Raw genomic sequence first — 17,356 nt, forward strand, 5'->3', positions numbered from 1 at the left:
TAGCTGGGGGACCACCGTATAACTAGAAGTTAGAAGTTAGAGGTTGGAGGTTGGACGGTTAGAAGTTAGAGGTTGGACGAAAGGATCCACGCCTCTGTGATCTCTGTGGTTGAAAACGTTTCCCCAAACCCTCTTTGCACTAGTGCCGAAACAATTTTTATTTCTTATTGCTACCTAGTACTTCGAGGACTTCTTTGGCGAAGTCGCCACTTCTGTCTTCTTTAATAGCTTGCCGCATCTGTTCCATTAACCTGACCAGGAAACGCAAGTTGTGCAGCGAGACGAGCACTAGGCCTAGCACTTCGTCCGCCTTGATGAGATGCCGCAGGTAGGCGCGACTAAACTTCTGGCAAGTGTAGCAGTCACAGCCCTCTTCGAGAGGGGCAAAGTCTTCCGCGTAGGGGTTGTTGCGCACCACTACTTTGCCAAAACGAGTGAGCGCCATACCATTACGCGCCACGCGCGTTGGTAAAACACAGTCAAACATATCTATGCCGCGCAAGACACCCTCTACCAAGGCATCTGGGGAACCCACACCCATTAGGTAACGCGGCTTGAAAGGCGGCAGCAAGGGCACAGTGCTGTCGAGAATTTCGTACATCAAAGGTTTCGGCTCGCCCACACTTAGGCCGCCGATAGAGTAGCCCGGAAAATCGAATTCTAGCATTTTCTCTACGCTGCGCGCCCGCAGATCATGGTACATGCCGCCCTGTATGATGCCAAAGAGAGCTTGTCTGTGGGTGTCGTGGTGTGCTTCATGGCAGCGTTTCGCCCACCGAATGGTACGCTCTAAAGACGGAAGCACATAGCTCCGCTCGGCAGGATAGGGCGCACATTCATCAAAACACATTATTATATCTGCGCCAAGGGCATTCTGTACTTCCATAACTTTCTCGGGGCTCAAAAAGTGTTTCGAACCATCGATATGGGAGCGAAACTCCACCCCGTCTTCGCTGATCTTACGCAGATCATTAAGCGAAAAAACTTGGTAGCCGCCGCTATCCGTGAGAATACTGCCTGGCCATTGCATAAAATTATGCAAGCCCCCTGCCTTCTCCACTAACTTATGGCCGGGGCGTAAGTAAAGATGGTAGGTATTGCTGAGAATAATCTTAGCGCCTATGCCTTCTACTTGCTGCGGGGTCAGCGTCTTTACTGTGGCTTGAGTTCCGACAGGCATAAAAATAGGCGTAGGGAAGCTACCATGCGGTGTCTCCAAGGTGCCAAGACGAGCCCCAGTCTGTGCGCAAGTTTTATGTAGGGTAAATTTAATGGCCAAGGGGTTTCACTCCTAAATTATCAACATAGCATCGCCAAAAGAAAAAAATCGGTAGCGTTCGCGAATCGCCGCGTGGTAGGCCTCTAGCACATTCTCTCGCCCGGCTAATGCCGCCACCAACATGATGAGTGTGGATTTCGGCAAGTGAAAATTAGTAATTAGCCCGTCGACAATTTTGAACTTAAAGCCCGGGTAAATGAAAATATCCGTCCACCCCGAACTCGCCACCACTAGGCCATCTTCCGTGCCAATGGATTCTAGCGTGCGCATAGGGGTTGTGCCAACGCACACTACCCTGCCCCCGCCTTGCTTGGTCTGTGTAATGACCTCTGCGGTCTCTGCCGAGACTTCAAAATACTCGCTGTGCATCTTGTGGTCGGCAATGTCGTCCACTTGCACAGGGCGAAAAGTACCCAGGCCAATATGCAGGGTAAGAAAGACTACCTTAACCCCCCTAGCGCGAACTTCGTCGAGTAGCTCCGCGGTGAAGTGTAGGCCTGCCGTCGGAGCAGCAGCCGAACCTAAGTGTCGCGAATAGACGGTCTGATACCTCTCCCTATCGAGCAGTTGCTCTTTAATGTAGGGAGGTAAGGGCATCTGCCCAAGTTTATCGAGCATGGCATAAAAATCCCCGTCAACAGTAAAACGCACTGACTTGCCACCTGCTGCGGTGTCATCTAGGATTTCTGCCGTCAATTCTCCAGCGCCAAATTGCACCACTGTACCTTTTGACAACCGCTTTCCAGGACGAGCGAGCACCTCCCATTCGAGATGATGCGCCAGTGGTTTAAGCAGGACAAACTCTACCGCCGCCCCACCCCCTACCTTACGCCCCAAGAGCCGTGCCGGAAGCACCCTCGTATCATTGAGCACGAGGCAGTCGCCGGGGTTTAAAATTTCTAAAACATCAGGAAAACGGCGGTGCTCAACGGCACCGCTGTTCTTATGGAGCACGAGCAAACGCGAAGCCGTTCGTTCTGCTAAGGGGTGCTGCGCGATTAGTTCCTCGGGTAGTTCAAAATCGTAATCAGATACTCGCAAATTACCGCCTCCATACTGCATGGTCGCGCCACTTCGGCAAAAAAACTAGTTGACTAAGTTGATAAGGTCAACCCCACGGTAGTAATGTAACAAAATGTCGCGGAAAGTATGCCCAGCCGTAGCCATGCCACGTGCGCCCCACTGGCTCATGCCTACACCATGTCCCCAACCACTGCCGCTAAAGACAAAACTGGTGGGTACGGCATTGATGCTCCTAGTGCCCGCAGCACCTTGGACAACATAAGTTTCTCTAGCTGGCAAAGCCTGCTGCCCCGCGGCCGTGGCTACATGCATGTTTTGCAGCGACGACGCTCTACCGACCGACTGGCCCTGGTGAACAAACAACTGCGGGAGTGTGGCTGTTACATTGTACATGGTAGAACGTAAGGCAAACAACCCTGCACTGCCGTCAAAAAGGCGAGCCTGCTGTCTCGTGTAAGTGACTGAGCCCCTAGTCCCATTGATAACGAGCTCTGCCACCCGGCCAGACTGGTAGCGCCTCGCCACATGTAGCGAAAGTATCGTCCCCACATCGCCCCTATTATGGCGCACAATACTCTGCATGGTCTCTTGGGTGATTTCATTATGCCAGGTGGTATGTGTGCTACCTGCCGCCGCCGGAAAGGGATCGGGCACCCCGACCAGAAAACTCTGCGGCGTACCGCCCCACACATTCTCTACGTTTTCGGTATGTCCGCCGCTGTCTGAGTGGTAGAAGGTGGCGGCTGGGCGACCGTTAGCTAAGATTATCACTCCCCGCGTCTCGTCCACCGCGCGGCTCGATGCTTCGTGTTCCCAGGCTACCCCGCCATAGGCTTGACAACAAGTGCTCAGGGTACACAAATCAAAGCCGTCCGCACCATGACGATTACGATTGGCATAAGCATAGGTCCTAGCCACCACGGCTTGCGCCTTTAGTGCTTCGAGGGGCCACGAGGCGGGCATCTCGCGCGGCACAACGCCCTTAAGATAATCGTCAACGTCCATAATGCCGACCACTAAGAAGCGATGCGCACTATTGACGGCAAACTCAAAAATACCTCGGTGCAGGCGCCCATCTATACTCATGGCTACATCTAGGCCCTGCACGATCTCCGCGCGCAAAACCCTACGCGGAAGATTGGCAAAAGTAAACAAATGCCTGCCGTCCTGTCGAATCACTTCAATGCGCCGAAAATCTGTGGGGACTTCGCTAAAAGTAAAGAGAGGCAGAACTACGGCTAGTTCCGCGCGCAGACGGCTAAGCCCTACGGAGTCTAACTCCCTGCCAGCGGCTAGGCGGTAGGTGCCGTCGAAGAAAAGCGTAGTAGAAATACCGGCAGCAACGAGGCTGACCCTCTGCAACTCGGCTTCAGCACGGGTAGAAAAGGCATGATCAGTGACGAGGAACATAGCTCCACGCACGTTACCCTCTATACCGGCTTGCCGCAGGGATAGCAAGGCTTCACTCGCCTGCGCAGCTGTGAAAAATAGTCCTCCCACTGCCAAAAACCCTGCGCCTTCTTGCACCACAAAGCTAGGTTGCAAGCTTGCTGGCCAGCGTCCCAGGGTTGTTTGGGCTTCAGCTAATGTAGAAAAGGGCCCGACTTGTAGGCGAATGGCCTCGCGTTCTATGCGCCAAGAGCCTGCGTCGTCGACCATAATTTCAACGGTGTTCTCGAGAAAATCGGCCATAAAGAACCGCACCTGCCCACTGTAGCGTAGCGTTGCGGCAGGTAGAGTTAAATTGCCACTGTGCAGACCAATGCGAAATGTACTCGCCAAGAGTGGTCCCCCATCGGCAAAGAGGGGGCTACCGTACCAGAGAGGCAGGCCCAAGAGCAGGGCGCCAATGAGGCCAATGATGAGTAGGCGAGACTTGGCGTTAAGAAACGACATGGTGCATCCCTCTCCTTCACACAAGGTAAGTGCTGATTTCGACGACTACGCAAAAGTTCCTCTAGGGCTCAACTAGTAAATATTGCCTAGGATTTGGGCTTAGGTGGCACAAGGGCCTTTTCGGCTAGGCGTTCGCGTTCACTCAGAAAACAACCGCAGTATTTCTGTCGATACAGGGCGCGCTCACGGGCGAGTTGGTAAGTGAGCTTAAAGTAAGAACGCCAGTCGGCATAGTGGAAGGCTACGCCGTAGCGCAGGGCGGCCACCTCCCCCGCTCTCTTAATCTCGTCATGCTGCTGAAAGGGACTAATTAGGAGTGTGCTACTAAAAGCGTCATAACCCTCGCGCACGGCGATTTCGGCCACTCTACTTAGTCGCAACCCGTAGCAGAGGTAGCAGCGCTCCGCGAGATCTGTTAGGGTGGCGGCTTGCCAACTTGCTTGGCTGCATTTTTCGTCAAGGCCTAACTCGAGGCCTACACTCTGGCAAAAAGTCTTTGCGCCAAGGAGTCGCCGCTCGTACTCTTCGGGCGGATGGATGTTAGGGTTAAAAAAGTACCCAGTCAGCTCATGCCCCGCCTCGCGCAAATGTTTAACAACGTAGGTCGCACAGGGGCCGCAACAAATGTGGAGTAAAAGGCGCACTACCACAACCTCTGCTGCCGAGAGGAGTCTGGCGGCTCTTGCTCCAGGTAAGCCCAACCTAGGCGCGTAACCACCCTGCCGCGGGGGGTGCGCTGAATAAACCCTAGCTGCAAGAGGTACGGCTCGATCACGTCTTCGATGGTCTCCGTGGCTTCGCTAACAGCCGCGGCCAAGGTGTCTAAGCCCACGGGTCCCCCCTCAAACTTACTGATCATGGTCGCCAGCAGCTTCTTGTCGGTTCCATCTAGCCCTAGGGCGTCAACCTCTAGGAGAGCAAGGGCGGAATCGGCCAGCCTCGCCGTTATGCTGCCCTCCCCCTTGACCTGGGCAAAATCACGCACGCGCCTAAGCAGGCGGTTTACTACACGAGGTGTACCCCGCGAGCGCTTGGCGATTTCTTGCGCACCAAGATAATCGATTTGGACGTCTAATATACGGGCTGAACGCATCACTATCTCTTCTAGTTCTTCGTGCGTGTAAAAGTCGAGGCGACTGATGACTCCAAACCTATCCCTGAGAGGGGACGAAAGGGAGCCCGCCCGAGTTGTTGCACCGATAAGAGTAAATTTGGGCAAATCCAAGCGAATGCTTCTCGCGCTCGGCCCCTTGCCAATAATAATGTCGAGGGCGTAGTCTTCAAGGGCGGGATAAAGCACCTCTTCAACCGCGCGACTCAAACGATGTATTTCATCGATGAAAAGGCAGTCGTATTCGGACAAGTTCGTTAATAAGGCCGCCAAATCTCCAGGGCGCTCAATAGCTGGCCCAGAAGTGATACGCAAATTTACGCCGAGTTCATTAGCGATGACAGTGGCGAGCGTCGTCTTGCCTAAGCCCGGAGGACCGTACAAAAGTACATGGTCGAGCGCTTCGCGGCGTAGGCGCGCGGCCTCAATAAACACCTGCAAATTGCTCTTTACTTTTGTTTGACCGATATACTCGCGCAAGTAGCGTGGTCTCAGGCTGCCTTCAATGTTTTCATCCCCCGCCTGCGGAAGGGGGTTTACTACGCGCTCTGCCATCTCTCTACCGTCCTTCTGCCATGGTTCTCAAAACAGCTTTTAACAGTTCCTCTACCGTCGCTTCAGCCCCAAAAAGTGCACGCGCCTGCTTGAGGTGCTTGTCCACCTCGTGTTCTTGATACCCTAGGCTCAGGAGCGCACCTAAAGCCTGTCCTAGAGCGCCACTTGTACTTAAGGGCTGGGCCCCTGTTGATAGCATGAACCCACCACCATCACCCATGTTGCGGGCGATTTTCTCCTTTAACTCGAGTATCAAGCGTTCCGCTGTCTTCTTGCCTATGCCCTGCACCTTGGTTAGCCAGCCTACATCGCCCGTGACGATCGCACCATAGATTTCGGCCGAGCTGCCTGCACCGCATATGTTGAGGGCCGCCTTAGGCCCGATCCCCGTGACAGTCAAAAGCATTTCAAAAAGGGCTAGCGCCTCCATTTCGGGAAAGCCATAGAGGGATAGCTCGTCTTCTCGAACCAGAAGATAAGTGTAGAACTTAACTGTATCCTCAAGGCGCAAGGGCTCGAGAGCGCGCTGCGCGGTAAAAATACGGTAACCTATGCCATTATTATCAATAATAGCGGCCTGAGCCGTCTTAGCTCTTAGTAGGCCGGAAATATAGCTGTACACTAGCGCTGCCCCCCTTTCCCTATGGCCTGGGAGAACCGATATGACTGCAAATGACAGAGCGCTATCGCTACAGCGTCGGCAGCATCATCCGGTCTAATGATCTCTTTTAATCCCAGCATGGATTGCACCATGCGCTGGATTTGCCCCTTATCCGCTCTGCCAAAGCCCGTCAGTGCCTGCTTGACCTGCAAAGGGGTGTATTCAGCCGTGGGTATGTTCTGATTGGCCAGCGCTAAGAGTATAACTCCTCTCGCTTGCGCTACCGCTAGCGCTGTGGTCACATTGGTATTAAAAAACAGTTGCTCAACCGCAGCCGTGTTGATTTTGCCCTCCACAAGAACCGCCGCTAATTCGTTAAAGATGATCTGTAAGCGCTCTGCTGCGGGAAGAGTGGCTGGGGTGCGAATGCAGCCTACGCGTTGGAGCTGTACTTTGTTGTTTATCTCTTCTACAACGCCAAAGCCGGTCAAAGCTAGGCCTGGGTCTATACCTAGGACCAACATCCCTATCCCCCCTGAACATTAGTTCGCCACTTGCCTCGAGATACCTTCATAATTCAAGCCAACAAAAGACCGGCTTGCGCCGGGGCCTCATTAGCTCTAATTTAGAGTCTTGGGATGGGTGGCAGGCGTTTCTTATGTGTGCTGGTAGCCGCTAAGCTATCTACCCTTTCTTTTATGTGGGGGGCGGCGTCACCTATGAGTATGTACTCATCTAGCTCCCTGTATGTAAGCCCCATTTCGCCCTCATCGGTCTGCCCAGCCCACAACCCCGCCGTGGGTGGTTTATCAATTATAACTTGTGGTACACCCAAGTACTTTGCCAACTCGCGCACTTCAGTCTTGACCAAGCCAGCGAGAGGCATGAGGTCAACTCCGCCATCCCCATACTTGGTAAAGTAGCCGATGGTCAGCTCGCTACGGTTACTGGTGCCCAAGACTAGGTAGGCATGGATACTAGCATAGTAGTAGAGAGCTGTCATGCGTAGCCGCGGTTTGACATTAGCTAGGGTTAGCTCTGGCACCACGGGCCTACCCTGCTGTCCTAGGGCGAGAGTGGACACCAGCTGGTCAAAAGCGGACGACAAATCAACTGTAAGCATTTCGAGGCCAAAGGTCTCTGCTGTGAGCGCGGCATGCTCACGATCTAGCGGGTTTGAATGGCATGGCAAGCATACCGCTAGAGCCTTGTGGGGGAAGGCGCGCTTCGCGAGCCCTGCCACCACGGCCGAATCGATACCTCCACTAAGTCCAAAGACGACGCCCTGCATGTTTGCCGACTCAACCTGCTTGGTAAGCCAAGAAACGAGTTTGCTCGCTACCGTGGAAGTTTCTATGAGAAGTTCCCCCTTACTACACGTTAAAGCGAATACTGAGAATATCTCCATCCTGCACGATGTAGTCTTTGCCCTCGAGCGAAAACAGACCTTTTTCTTTTACTTTGGCAGGCGACCCTAAGGTCTCCATATCTATATAGCGCATCAATTCGGCCCTAATAAAGCCGCGTTCGAGATCGGAATGAATTTTACCTGCAGCCTGCTTGGCTGTGCTGTGGCGACGTATGGTCCAGGCTCGTACTTCGTCTTCTCCTACTGTAAAAAATGAGAGCAACCCCAGCACGTCATACGAGGCCTTAGCAATGCGGTCAATACCAGGCTCGGTGATACCAAGCTCCCGCAAGAACTCCTGTCTCTCTGATTCTTCAAGTTCAGATAGCTCCACTTCCGTGTTAGCAGAAAGGAGGATAATGGGCCACGCGTAGCTAGCAGCATAGGCCATAAGCTCTGCCTTACCCGAGTAATCCATCGTAGACAACTGACTCTCGTCGAGATTAATGACCAAGATCATGGGTTTGTCCGTTAAGAAAGTGTACTGCGTGAGTGCATGGCGCTCTAGAGCACTAAGTGAAAGTGTATTTAGGGGGCGTTCGTTCTCAAGGTGGGTGAGGATTTTTTCGAGTAAGGCGATTTCTTCCTCGGCTTGAGGTGGGCGTTTTTTCCCCTCTTTAAGTCGAGTTAACCTCTTGTCAACAAAGGCCATATCAGCCATAAGCAGTTCGTAAGAGACGGTTTGCACGTCTCGCAAGGGAGACACGCTACCTTCGACATGCTCACAGTCACTGTTATTAAAGGCCCGCACCACATGTACCAAGGCGTCCACCCTGCGCACCGACTCGAGGAAGGCATTACCAACCCCTTGCCCCTCGGATGCGCCCCTAACTAAGCCTGGCATATCCATAAACTCTATTTGAGCATAGGTGGTCTTCTTAGGTCTGTAAAGTGCGGTGAGAAAATCGACCCGGCGATCTGGCACCCTAGCCATACCAAGATTGGCCTCTGTCTTACCAGAGAAAAAAGCGCTTGTTTGGGCCCTAGCCCCTGTCAGCAAGTTAAATACTGTCGTTTTTCCGGACATGGGTAGCCCGATTATACCGCATGATGGCATCTAGTTGTTACCGCCTTCCTGTTCCTCCGTGTAGATTGAGCTGATCTCCTCGATAGAGTCACCGATAATGCGCTGAATATCATTGTATATAGTGGCAAATTTAGCTTCGGCTTGCAAATACTCTCGCACAATGCTATTGAGTGCGACTATTTCAGATAGCCGTTGCATCGCCTGAACTTGCTCTGACTCTGGGGCTTTCCCAGACATGAGCTGTGCCTGATAGGCTATTTCTTTACGCCTGTAATCAACAAACATCTTGTAGGCGGGTTGGTCTTCTTTGAGCTTGCTTTGCCATTGTTTAAGCGTGTGAAATTCGGGGGTCGCCCTCAGGGCTCGCGCTAATTCGTGTGCTTTGTCATGTATGAGCATAGATCCACCTCCAACATTCCTTGCGGATATTATATACTACTTGAAGGTGACTGCACCATCTCTACAGGGAGGAAAGCCATGCCAAAGCACTTTTTCGTCACCGGAGAAGAAGAGAGTCTGTCGGCCCTCATGAACGCGTGCTGCCAGGGGAAACGTAACTACAGCACCGTCAGTCGTAATGAAATACGCCAAATTCTCGCTCGCGGCAGGCGCGGAACAGCAGGGAAACTGTTGATGCTTAGTGACGAGCACCGCCCGCTCGGTGCCTGCCATGTTTTTACTCTCGGCAAAGAGCGACAGGGCTACCTCGCCTACCTTTTATCTGTGCCAGGTGAAGAACATATGGTCTGGCCTCTGCTTATCGATGCCGCGCACAGTGCGCTGTCTGCTGCTACCAGCATCACTATTGGCTCACCTTACACTCCCCTGTATCAAGCTGTCGAGGGGCGCTTCCAACCCCTGTGGGGAGGAACCGAGACTCTCGAAGTAAGTGGCGCGGACACATTACTGAAAGAGTTTCTCTGGCAAAGGGGATATGTTGACCGAGAAAACTATGTTACCATGACCAAGCAATTGTCCTTTTTAGAGCAGGACAGCACCCTTAGTTTAAGATTGCTGCCAGATGGCCTAGTGTTCGAGATTTTGCGAGGGGACGACTGTTGGTACAATGCCTATGACTGGTATGGGCAAAACTCCGCCGGGGAGTTCGGTCTGCGTAACGAATCACTTTCAGCCTACGTCTTACGAAAAGGCCATCGCATTATCGGTCATACCGCTTGGTATCCCATGCTTCAGGCAGGGAGCGCGGCATTATGCGATTTTGAGGTGAGGAGGGAGGCTAGGGGACAGGGTATAGGCAAACTACTATTAAGGCATACCCTGCAGCAACTTCGGCGCGACGGCTACCGTACTTGTGAGCTCTTCGTCAACCCGCGCCAAAGCCCTGAAGCTCACGCCCTCTACCACCGCGCTAGCTTTCAAGACGAGGCTACTTGGCATGAATTAACAAGACCCGGTTAAATATTAATTTAATTTTTTATTGACTGGGAGGAAATATAACTAGTTTAACGAAGTATAATATAAGCGTTAAGGCAAGTTCTTCATTTGCTTCTGGGGGGAGAGATAGTGATGGACTGCCGAGCAACTCTTAACTTAGCATTCAAGGAGGTCGGTCAAGTGAAGAAAATCGCAATTGCCCTTATGGTGGCTGTCATGGCCATCGTCTTACTCGTAGGCTGCCAGCCCGCCCGAGTTTACAATGATGGTACATTCACAGCCTTTTCTGACGCCACAGACAGAGGCTACATGGAAGTAGAACTGACTATTAAGAACGACAAAATTACTGAAGCCCATGTCCGCGGTTTTGACGGTCTAGCCTTAGAAAAGACAGAAACCTACCGCCATCAACCCTTCCTCACCGCCAAGGCGGAACTCCCCAAGCGTATCGTAGCGCAAAACAGCTGGGACATCGACTTGGTCTCCGGCGCTACTGCTTCTTCAAACCAAGTACGCATGGCCGCACTAAGGGCATTGCAAAAAGCGCGCGTCACCCCCTCCACCACCGCGCAGTTCTTTGACGGCACCTACATGGCCATGTCAGACCGCGGCCAGTTAGGCTGGGCCATCGCTTGGGTCACTATCGGCAACGACAAGATCACGAATGTTGTCATCCATGAAACAACCGCTGCCAGAGATGCTACCGGCGCAGTTATCCCCGACCAGTTCGTACGCAAGAACGTAGACGCTGCGAGCCCCGATTTCTACGCTTTTGCTCCTTACCATGAGGCTAGGGTTGAACTCCCCAAGCGTTTTGTGGCTGCGAACAGTGCCACTGTAGACGTCTTTACCGGCGCAACCATCACCTCAACTAACGCCATGGCCGCTGTTGCCCGCGCCCTTGAAAAGGCCAAGCGCAGATAACTAAAACGCCCACCCTTATCCTCCCAAGAGCAGGCGAAAGCCTGCTCTTTTCTCTTGGCCAGTAGCCTAGCCGACTGAGTCTCTGCGAAGTATAATCTTCGTAGTGACAGAGGAGGATGGCTATGAGCTACATGCTAGAAGATCTACTCGCCAAGCTACGCCCTAGGACCGCCGAAGGTCGCGTCGCACGCTACATTCCGGAGCTTTCTAAAGCCAACCCAGCAAGTCTAGGCGTTGCCATCTGCCATGATGACGGCATGGTCGAGACTTGTGGTGATACGGCCGTTAAATTTACCCTGCAAAGCGTATCTAAGCCCTTTGCCCTAGCCCTAGCCCTGATGGACAATGGCAGAGAAGCTGTATTCTCACGCATCGGCATGGAGCCTACGGGCGATTCTTTTAACTCACTGATGAAGCTTGAGACTTTTTCCTCGCTTAAGCCAGTTAATCCGCTTGTCAACGCAGGGGCCATCGCCACGACGGCCTTAATAAAGGGCAGTTCCCCCGCGGAGAAATTTGCAAGGATACTCACGTTTATACAGGAGCTCGCCCCTAGTTGCCATGTTGGTTTTAATGCTGACGTCTATAAATCGGAAAGCCTAACGGGTGATCGCAACCGCGCTATCGCTTACTTCTTGCGCGACATCAAGGCCATCGACGGCCAAGCCGAGGAATGCTTAGACTTGTACTTTCGCCAGTGTTCCATCGAGGTGGACTGCGTAACGCTAGCACACCTCGGGCAGAGCCTGTCTGTTATGAGGCCTGGGCAGTGCCGCATCCCCCCTGCCTATGCTCGCATCATACGTACTTTTATGTTCACTTGTGGGATGTACGATGCCTCGGGCGAGTTCGCCATTAAAGTAGGCATACCCGCTAAGAGTGGTGTTTCGGGTGCCATTATGGGGGTGGTGCCTGAGAGACTAGGCATAGGCGTCTATGGGCCCGCTCTCGACCCCAAGGGGAACAGCGTGGCCGGTGTAGCTGTGCTACAGGCTTTAAGTGAACAAAACGCCTGGCCCATACTCTAAAAGGAGGCGAGTGCTAAACAAAAGTTTTCTCGCCTAGCGAAACTTTGGCCAGAGTGTTGCGTACTACTTTGTAGGTCATACTACGCTTAGGGGAGGTATTTGGCTGTGGACCACAGGACTAAACGACTGACCATCATCATCTGCTTGGCGGCAGTCGGCGTCGTCGCCGCTTTTCTGTTGCTGACACCCCCCACAGTCAGCCTACCGATAGCCCATACGGAGGCCTTAAGACAGGTCGTGCCACTTGAAGTATGGGAGAACAGCACCCAAGTGGTACGCCGCCACCACGACGGCTACCTGGTTGAATTATCTCCAGCGGGTGATACCACGCGCCCCGTTACCTACACTTACAGAGTACGAGATGACTTAACGGTCGTAGATAAACAGGTGGCGGTCGGATATGGCAGCAACTTTCCCCTCAACATGACCCTAGCCCTGTTCTTTGGCTGCATACTGCTTTTTTACGCGCTATCGGTTTATCGAGTTGAGCGTCGCCGTCGGGCGCAGTGCGGCCCACCTAGAACCACCAAAAACAAAAAATGAGACCGCGGCCTCATTTAACTTGGGGATAGGTATAGTAGAGCAAGAAGCATAAAGAGCATGCCGGCCCCGAGACCTAAGGCTCCCAAACCTACATGTAGGTAGAGAGGGGTCTTATTCTTTTGTGTTAAAGAATACCCAATAAAGGCTACTCCGGCGAGCAGATGGAGTAGGGTAAAAAAATAGAGCATGTTGACCTCCCCTAGTGATAAATACTGATGTCTACAGGTTCGGGAATGATGATTTGTTTAACGCATTCAATAGCATAGTCGTCAGTCATGCCAGCCACGTAGTCAGCCACTATGCGAACGGGCGTAGCCTGCTCTGCCCTGTAGTGCGACTCCATTCCTGCTAAGAAACTACCAAATTGGCGCTCTAGACGTATGACCCCGGCTTGATAGAGCGCGATATCCCACTCATGGGCCGAGAACAACGCCAGCAGGTAGTCGAAAATACCATCAATAATGCGCTGACAAAACACGCGGTAACGCTCCATGCGCGGGTGGCGGTAAATGCGCTGCTTGTTAAAGGCATAGAGCCGATGGATGATGTCCATCCGCAGATCGGAAAAGCCAATGTAGTCTTTACCACAGGATTCTGCCACCACATCGGCCACCAAGGTGCCTATAATCTGACCGTTCGTCGAGCCTAAGGCTTCGCGCACGAGCGGATCAACTTCACCGATGGTGATGAATTTTGCGGTGATGGCGTCTTCGAGGTCGCGCCCTAGGTAGGCGATTTTGTCGGCGACGCGCACCACACAGCCCTCAAAGGTAGAAGGCATGTGCCCCCGATCCACCAAAGTCGCCAAATCTTTTTCGGCATGAAGGGGGTACAGTCGTTGCTCAAAACTCTCACCACAGTGCGAAACGAGACCGTCACGCACAGCATAGGTGAGGTTTAAACCTTGGCCCTCCCTAGCGAGCACGTCGACCACGCGTAGGCCATGTAGTTCATGAATAAACCCGCCCGCGGCGACTGTTCTCTTGTTGAGCACTCGTTCTCCCTCATGGCCGAAAGGCGCGTGCCCTAGGTCATGAGCGAGCGAGATGGCCTGTGCCATGTCAGAATCTAAGTCTAAGGCCCGACAGATAGTTGCGGCTATGGTGGACACATGCAGCACATGTTCAATGCGCGTACAAATATGATCGTTTTGCGGAGCATAAAAGGCCTGTGTCTTATGTTTAAGCCGACGAAAGGGCGTGGAATGAATTATGGCTGTGACGTCGCGAAAGTAATCTCCCCTAAGATCGGTCTCGCGGGGGGTACGGCGCGATTTTAATAGCGCCTCAGGAAGACTGTTCCTCATCTGTGGACCCTTCATCTCTCGCATCCCCTCCACCCTGCGCATTTGTTTCTCATATACCGCTTCTCACTTCTCGCCGCGCATTTAGACCTTCGGCCAGTGCTAAAAAGCTGAGAACCGAAACCAGCTGACACTTGGCCTGCCACTCCCGTGCGACTAAGCGAGCAGCCGCCTTACGCGCTTGTTCATCGATAGACACTACCCCATAGTAATGCAGCAGCTTCGATTTGTCTAGTTGATGCGGCATGCTTAAGTCGACATGGAGACGTAGACATTGGGCCTCGACTTCGCGCAATTCACCAAAGATAAGAGCAGAGAGACCTTTTTCCAGGGCATCAGCAAAGTGTTGTTGCGAACCTGGTGACAACAGGACTGTTTCCGGGCGCAAGTGAAGAGCTTTACACAGCAGCTCTAAGTAGTGCTGAAGCTGTTCTCTGGTCAAGCCGACCACAGCGGGCAGTTCTTCCCCTGTTACCTGGCGCAAGGCCTTAATGAGCATGCCTATTCTCTGTAGAACAAGCAACATGTTATCAGTTGCTCGCTGCTCTATAGTCATGGGCACTGGCAATTTAGCACGATGGAGTTCGAGCTCCGCTAAGCCGCGTGAAGTAACAAACACTAAGGGCAGCGACTTATCACCTAGGCTTACGTGGCGCAGTTCAAGCATGCCTAGCTGCTGTAGGGCATTAAAAGACTGCAGTAGCTCTTGTTGCTCGGCATCTTTTAAGATGGCAAAGAGATTACTTACCCCTTGCTGGGCCGCTAGAGATAATGTGCTCGGGCTTGCTTGACCGAGAAGAAAGTTGACCACACCGCTACGGCCACGCCGTCCGGCAAAAGCTTCAGCACAGCGCAGAAGGTACACACGCACTTCTTCCTGGCTCACCTTGTCCACCGCCCTAATTTCTTCTTTAGTGCAAGTTCGGCATCCTTCACCTATTTCCTGCTAGTAACCCTAGACCGAAACCCAAGACGTGCGACAAGGAAGAGGAGCTTGCCCAATGTAGGCGCAAGCTCCTCTCTTTACAGGGCCTTCTCTGCTTTTTCGGCACGAGATGCCGGTCTAATGAGGATGAGTGGGGTTTGTTCTCCGCCCTGACCAGCGGGGTTGTCGCGAATGAGGGCCTTGAGCGTGGGTCTAGGGTAGGGGATGCCCGCGGAATGGCCTAGGATTTCTACGTCGAGATCATTGGCATCCACTACCATGCAGTGAATTCCGAGAGCCGACTGGATTTCGTTACAGACGGCATCAGGTTTATCCGGCACCAACACACCCTTAGTTAAGTAATAGTCAAAAGCATCGGCACAAAAACCATCGATGCCAGCGATGCCATGCCCGGCGATGCGGTAGAACATGCCCCTGATGCCAAGGGGTCGGGTAATTGCCGCGACCGCTGCCGCCAGAAGGATGCGCGGCAAGCCCGCCAAACGAATGGCAATTTGCATCTTGTAAGGATTGCCCACGGATTCACCTGCTGGCGTCATATGGACAAAACGAGAGAGCAAGCGCGCCCACCAGCCAATCTTAATATCCTCCATGTCTAAGATGCGACCCTGACAGAGGGCCACAATTTTCTCGCTCAACGATAGGATATCTCCCTCTTGGTACAAGGGGCTGACATATTGACGGACCAGCTCAATGTAACTCTCGCCTGGAGTTACAAAGTGTGTCTTAATGGCATGGCGTAAGTAGGTCGCGCCAAGAACCTCAATCGAGACCTTCTTACCTGGGTTCGCGCAAAAATCATTCACAACCGTCGCCCCTTTGCCTAAATCGTCACTATTTTCTACTGAGTAGCGAACACTAGCTCCATGGTCCGGCGAAGCTCTGTTCCATCGGCATTCATGATGTAGATGACGAAAGACTCACCCTGTCTTTCGATAAATGCTATACGCCGCCCATCGGGAGACCATCGCGGAAAGAGCTTCGGTGAAGTGGTAAAGGTCAGCTGTCTAATATCTTCTCCCCGCGCGTTCATGACAAACAAGTCTTGCCCCGAACCCGCCGCCCGGTCACTGACGAAGACTACGGCCGTGCCGGCAGGCGAAAACTGTGGGCTAGCATTACTGCCCCCGAGGAGAAGCCTCTCATGCACAAAGGGAGACACTTGTAGCACGTATATGTCGCGCGGATAGAGAACGATGTTGGCCTCTATGTCTCGCGCTTCCCATGTACTGTAAACGAATCGACCATCGCTCGCCGATTGATGCCCCGCATAAAAATTATGCACTAACCCTCCCTGCGAAAGCTGGCGTTCTTCCCCGGAGACGAGGTCTGCCTCCCAGAGGTCGTAGCGAAAATTATGGGAGTGAATATACTCCCCAAAAGTACTGAGAAAGTACAAACGGCGCGAATCGGCGCTAAAGCCAAGGAAGCGCACGGAACCTCCCTCAGGACTAACAAGTTGTGCCTCTTGCGTCGTGAGGTTGTAAACCCACAGACTCTGGTAAATGTCCGAGTGGGCATCCGACCTACCGGTGACGCCATAGAGAGCCAACATATGACCGTCGGGAGAGAAACTAGGCGAACTAGGCATAAGTCCCTGCATGGGGAGCTCGACCTCTGTCGTAGTGTAGCTAGCTAGGTCAACGAGGTGCAACCTAGGTTCACCGACACCCCCCACAAAGGCAATGCTCGTCCCGCTCTTGTTAATTGTTGGCTCAAGTTGATAGCCTGGAGCATCACTAAAACTTTCAACCTCCCCACTGTAAATGTTCAGCGAGTGCAGTCTAGGCACCCCACCACTTTCGGCAGTAAAAAGCAAACTCCGGCTGTCCGGCATCCACAGGAGTGTCTCCAAATTGTTGTAGGCCTGCGAAAGTACTTTGGTTCTAAAGACCAGCGAAAAATCTGGGAGCAAGTTCCCTGCTCGATCGCTCGGATGGGTAGCAAAGCTTACGCGATAGAGAGTGTCCGGTGCAAGAGGTTGCAAAGGCAGGAGTCGCAACTCATTACCTTGCCACTCTAACCGAACTTCGGTCGAAGGGACCACTCGCAGCAATCTTAGTACGTCTTCTTTGTCCATGGGCTCGGTAAAGGTGATAGAAATAGTGCTCTCAAGCGGCACCCCTTCACTATGGGGCACAGGCGAAACTTTGACAACTGCGGGGGGCGTGGTATCGCGACTACAGCCAAGCAGTGAGAAAACCAGGACTACCGCAGACAAAGCAAGACCAAGTTTGCGCATATTGATGCTCCTTTTCGCGTTTTCTCTGTGCTTTAGCAAATTTCTCTCTCTAAGAAAAGTATACTTGTCTAGGCA

Annotated in this window: 19 protein-coding genes; 4 read left to right on the top strand and 15 right to left on the bottom strand. The window is 52.8% G+C overall.

Going from position 1 to position 17,356, the window contains the following annotated elements:
• Positions 1-157 precede the first annotated feature (157 nt).
• The 10 genes from tgt to KGZ92_01305 all read right to left on the bottom strand — a co-directional run bounded on the left by tgt (position 158) and on the right by KGZ92_01305 (position 9,299).
• A complete protein-coding gene (gene tgt / locus KGZ92_01260; protein MBS3887914.1) occupies positions 158-1,279 on the bottom strand; it encodes a tRNA guanosine(34) transglycosylase Tgt in 1,122 nt (373 codons plus the stop codon).
• Positions 1,280-1,291: 12 nt separating this feature from the next.
• Positions 1,292-2,320: a tRNA preQ1(34) S-adenosylmethionine ribosyltransferase-isomerase QueA gene (queA, locus tag KGZ92_01265; protein ID MBS3887915.1), complete on the bottom strand. Its 1,029-nt coding sequence runs from the start codon at positions 2,318-2,320 to the stop codon at positions 1,292-1,294.
• A gap of 45 nt (positions 2,321-2,365) precedes the next feature.
• Positions 2,366-4,198 (bottom strand): SpoIID/LytB domain-containing protein, encoded by a 1,833-nt coding sequence (locus tag KGZ92_01270; GenBank protein ID MBS3887916.1) that lies wholly within the window; start codon positions 4,196-4,198, stop codon positions 2,366-2,368.
• An 86-nt stretch (positions 4,199-4,284) separates the two neighbouring features.
• Entirely contained in the window at positions 4,285-4,842 is a 558-nt protein-coding gene (locus tag KGZ92_01275; GenBank protein ID MBS3887917.1) for an epoxyqueuosine reductase QueH, read from the bottom strand.
• Positions 4,842-5,864 carry a Holliday junction branch migration DNA helicase RuvB gene (gene ruvB, locus KGZ92_01280; protein ID MBS3887918.1) on the bottom strand — a complete coding sequence of 341 codons (1,023 nt, stop codon included), beginning with the start codon at positions 5,862-5,864 and terminating at the stop codon, positions 4,842-4,844. Before ruvB ends, KGZ92_01275 begins: the two co-directional genes overlap by 1 nt.
• A gap of 4 nt (positions 5,865-5,868) precedes the next feature.
• On the bottom strand, positions 5,869-6,486 hold the full coding sequence (gene ruvA / locus KGZ92_01285) for a Holliday junction branch migration protein RuvA (GenBank protein MBS3887919.1): 618 nt from the start codon (positions 6,484-6,486) through the stop codon (positions 5,869-5,871).
• On the bottom strand, positions 6,486-6,989 hold the full coding sequence (gene ruvC, locus KGZ92_01290; protein MBS3887920.1) for a crossover junction endodeoxyribonuclease RuvC: 504 nt from the start codon (positions 6,987-6,989) through the stop codon (positions 6,486-6,488). Before ruvC ends, ruvA begins: the two co-directional genes overlap by 1 nt.
• Positions 6,990-7,090: 101 nt before the next feature.
• Positions 7,091-7,873 (bottom strand): NAD(+) synthase, encoded by a 783-nt coding sequence (gene nadE / locus KGZ92_01295; GenBank protein ID MBS3887921.1) that lies wholly within the window; start codon positions 7,871-7,873, stop codon positions 7,091-7,093.
• A complete protein-coding gene (ychF, locus tag KGZ92_01300; GenBank protein MBS3887922.1) occupies positions 7,839-8,930 on the bottom strand; it encodes a redox-regulated ATPase YchF in 1,092 nt (363 codons plus the stop codon). Before ychF ends, nadE begins: the two co-directional genes overlap by 35 nt.
• Positions 8,931-9,299, bottom strand: coding sequence for a YlbF family regulator (locus KGZ92_01305; protein ID MBS3887923.1), 369 nt, complete (start codon positions 9,297-9,299; stop codon positions 8,931-8,933).
• A gap of 78 nt (positions 9,300-9,377) precedes the next feature.
• Between KGZ92_01305 and KGZ92_01310 the strand changes: the two genes are divergently transcribed.
• The 4 genes from KGZ92_01310 (at position 9,378) to KGZ92_01325 (ending at position 12,790) form a co-directional block, all read left to right on the top strand.
• Entirely contained in the window at positions 9,378-10,319 is a 942-nt protein-coding gene (locus KGZ92_01310; GenBank protein ID MBS3887924.1) for a GNAT family N-acetyltransferase, read from the top strand.
• Positions 10,320-10,475: 156 nt separating this feature from the next.
• Positions 10,476-11,219 (top strand): FMN-binding protein, encoded by a 744-nt coding sequence (locus KGZ92_01315; protein MBS3887925.1) that lies wholly within the window; start codon positions 10,476-10,478, stop codon positions 11,217-11,219.
• A 122-nt stretch (positions 11,220-11,341) separates the two neighbouring features.
• Positions 11,342-12,247 carry a glutaminase A gene (gene glsA, locus KGZ92_01320; GenBank protein ID MBS3887926.1) on the top strand — a complete coding sequence of 302 codons (906 nt, stop codon included), beginning with the start codon at positions 11,342-11,344 and terminating at the stop codon, positions 12,245-12,247.
• Positions 12,248-12,352: 105 nt separating this feature from the next.
• Positions 12,353-12,790 carry a hypothetical protein gene (locus tag KGZ92_01325; protein ID MBS3887927.1) on the top strand — a complete coding sequence of 146 codons (438 nt, stop codon included), beginning with the start codon at positions 12,353-12,355 and terminating at the stop codon, positions 12,788-12,790.
• Positions 12,791-12,804: 14 nt separating this feature from the next.
• On the opposite strand, the gene KGZ92_01330 is transcribed toward KGZ92_01325, so the two are convergent.
• From KGZ92_01330 to KGZ92_01350, 5 genes are all read right to left on the bottom strand, one after another.
• Positions 12,805-12,978: a hypothetical protein gene (locus KGZ92_01330; GenBank protein ID MBS3887928.1), complete on the bottom strand. Its 174-nt coding sequence runs from the start codon at positions 12,976-12,978 to the stop codon at positions 12,805-12,807.
• Positions 12,979-12,989: 11 nt separating this feature from the next.
• Complete coding sequence (locus tag KGZ92_01335; GenBank protein MBS3887929.1) at positions 12,990-14,111, bottom strand: HD domain-containing protein; 1,122 nt, start codon at positions 14,109-14,111, stop codon at positions 12,990-12,992.
• 34 nt (positions 14,112-14,145) lie between these two features.
• On the bottom strand, positions 14,146-14,979 hold the full coding sequence (locus tag KGZ92_01340; protein ID MBS3887930.1) for a hypothetical protein: 834 nt from the start codon (positions 14,977-14,979) through the stop codon (positions 14,146-14,148).
• A 137-nt stretch (positions 14,980-15,116) separates the two neighbouring features.
• On the bottom strand, positions 15,117-15,845 hold the full coding sequence (locus KGZ92_01345) for a coenzyme F420-0:L-glutamate ligase (protein ID MBS3887931.1): 729 nt from the start codon (positions 15,843-15,845) through the stop codon (positions 15,117-15,119).
• A gap of 35 nt (positions 15,846-15,880) precedes the next feature.
• Complete coding sequence (locus tag KGZ92_01350; GenBank protein MBS3887932.1) at positions 15,881-17,281, bottom strand: PD40 domain-containing protein; 1,401 nt, start codon at positions 17,279-17,281, stop codon at positions 15,881-15,883.
• Between the last annotated feature and the right edge of the window lie 75 nt (positions 17,282-17,356).

The sequence above is a fragment of the Bacillota bacterium genome (genome assembly GCA_018333655.1).
In the GTDB taxonomy this organism is placed as follows: domain Bacteria; phylum Bacillota; class UBA994; order UBA994; family UBA994; genus BS524.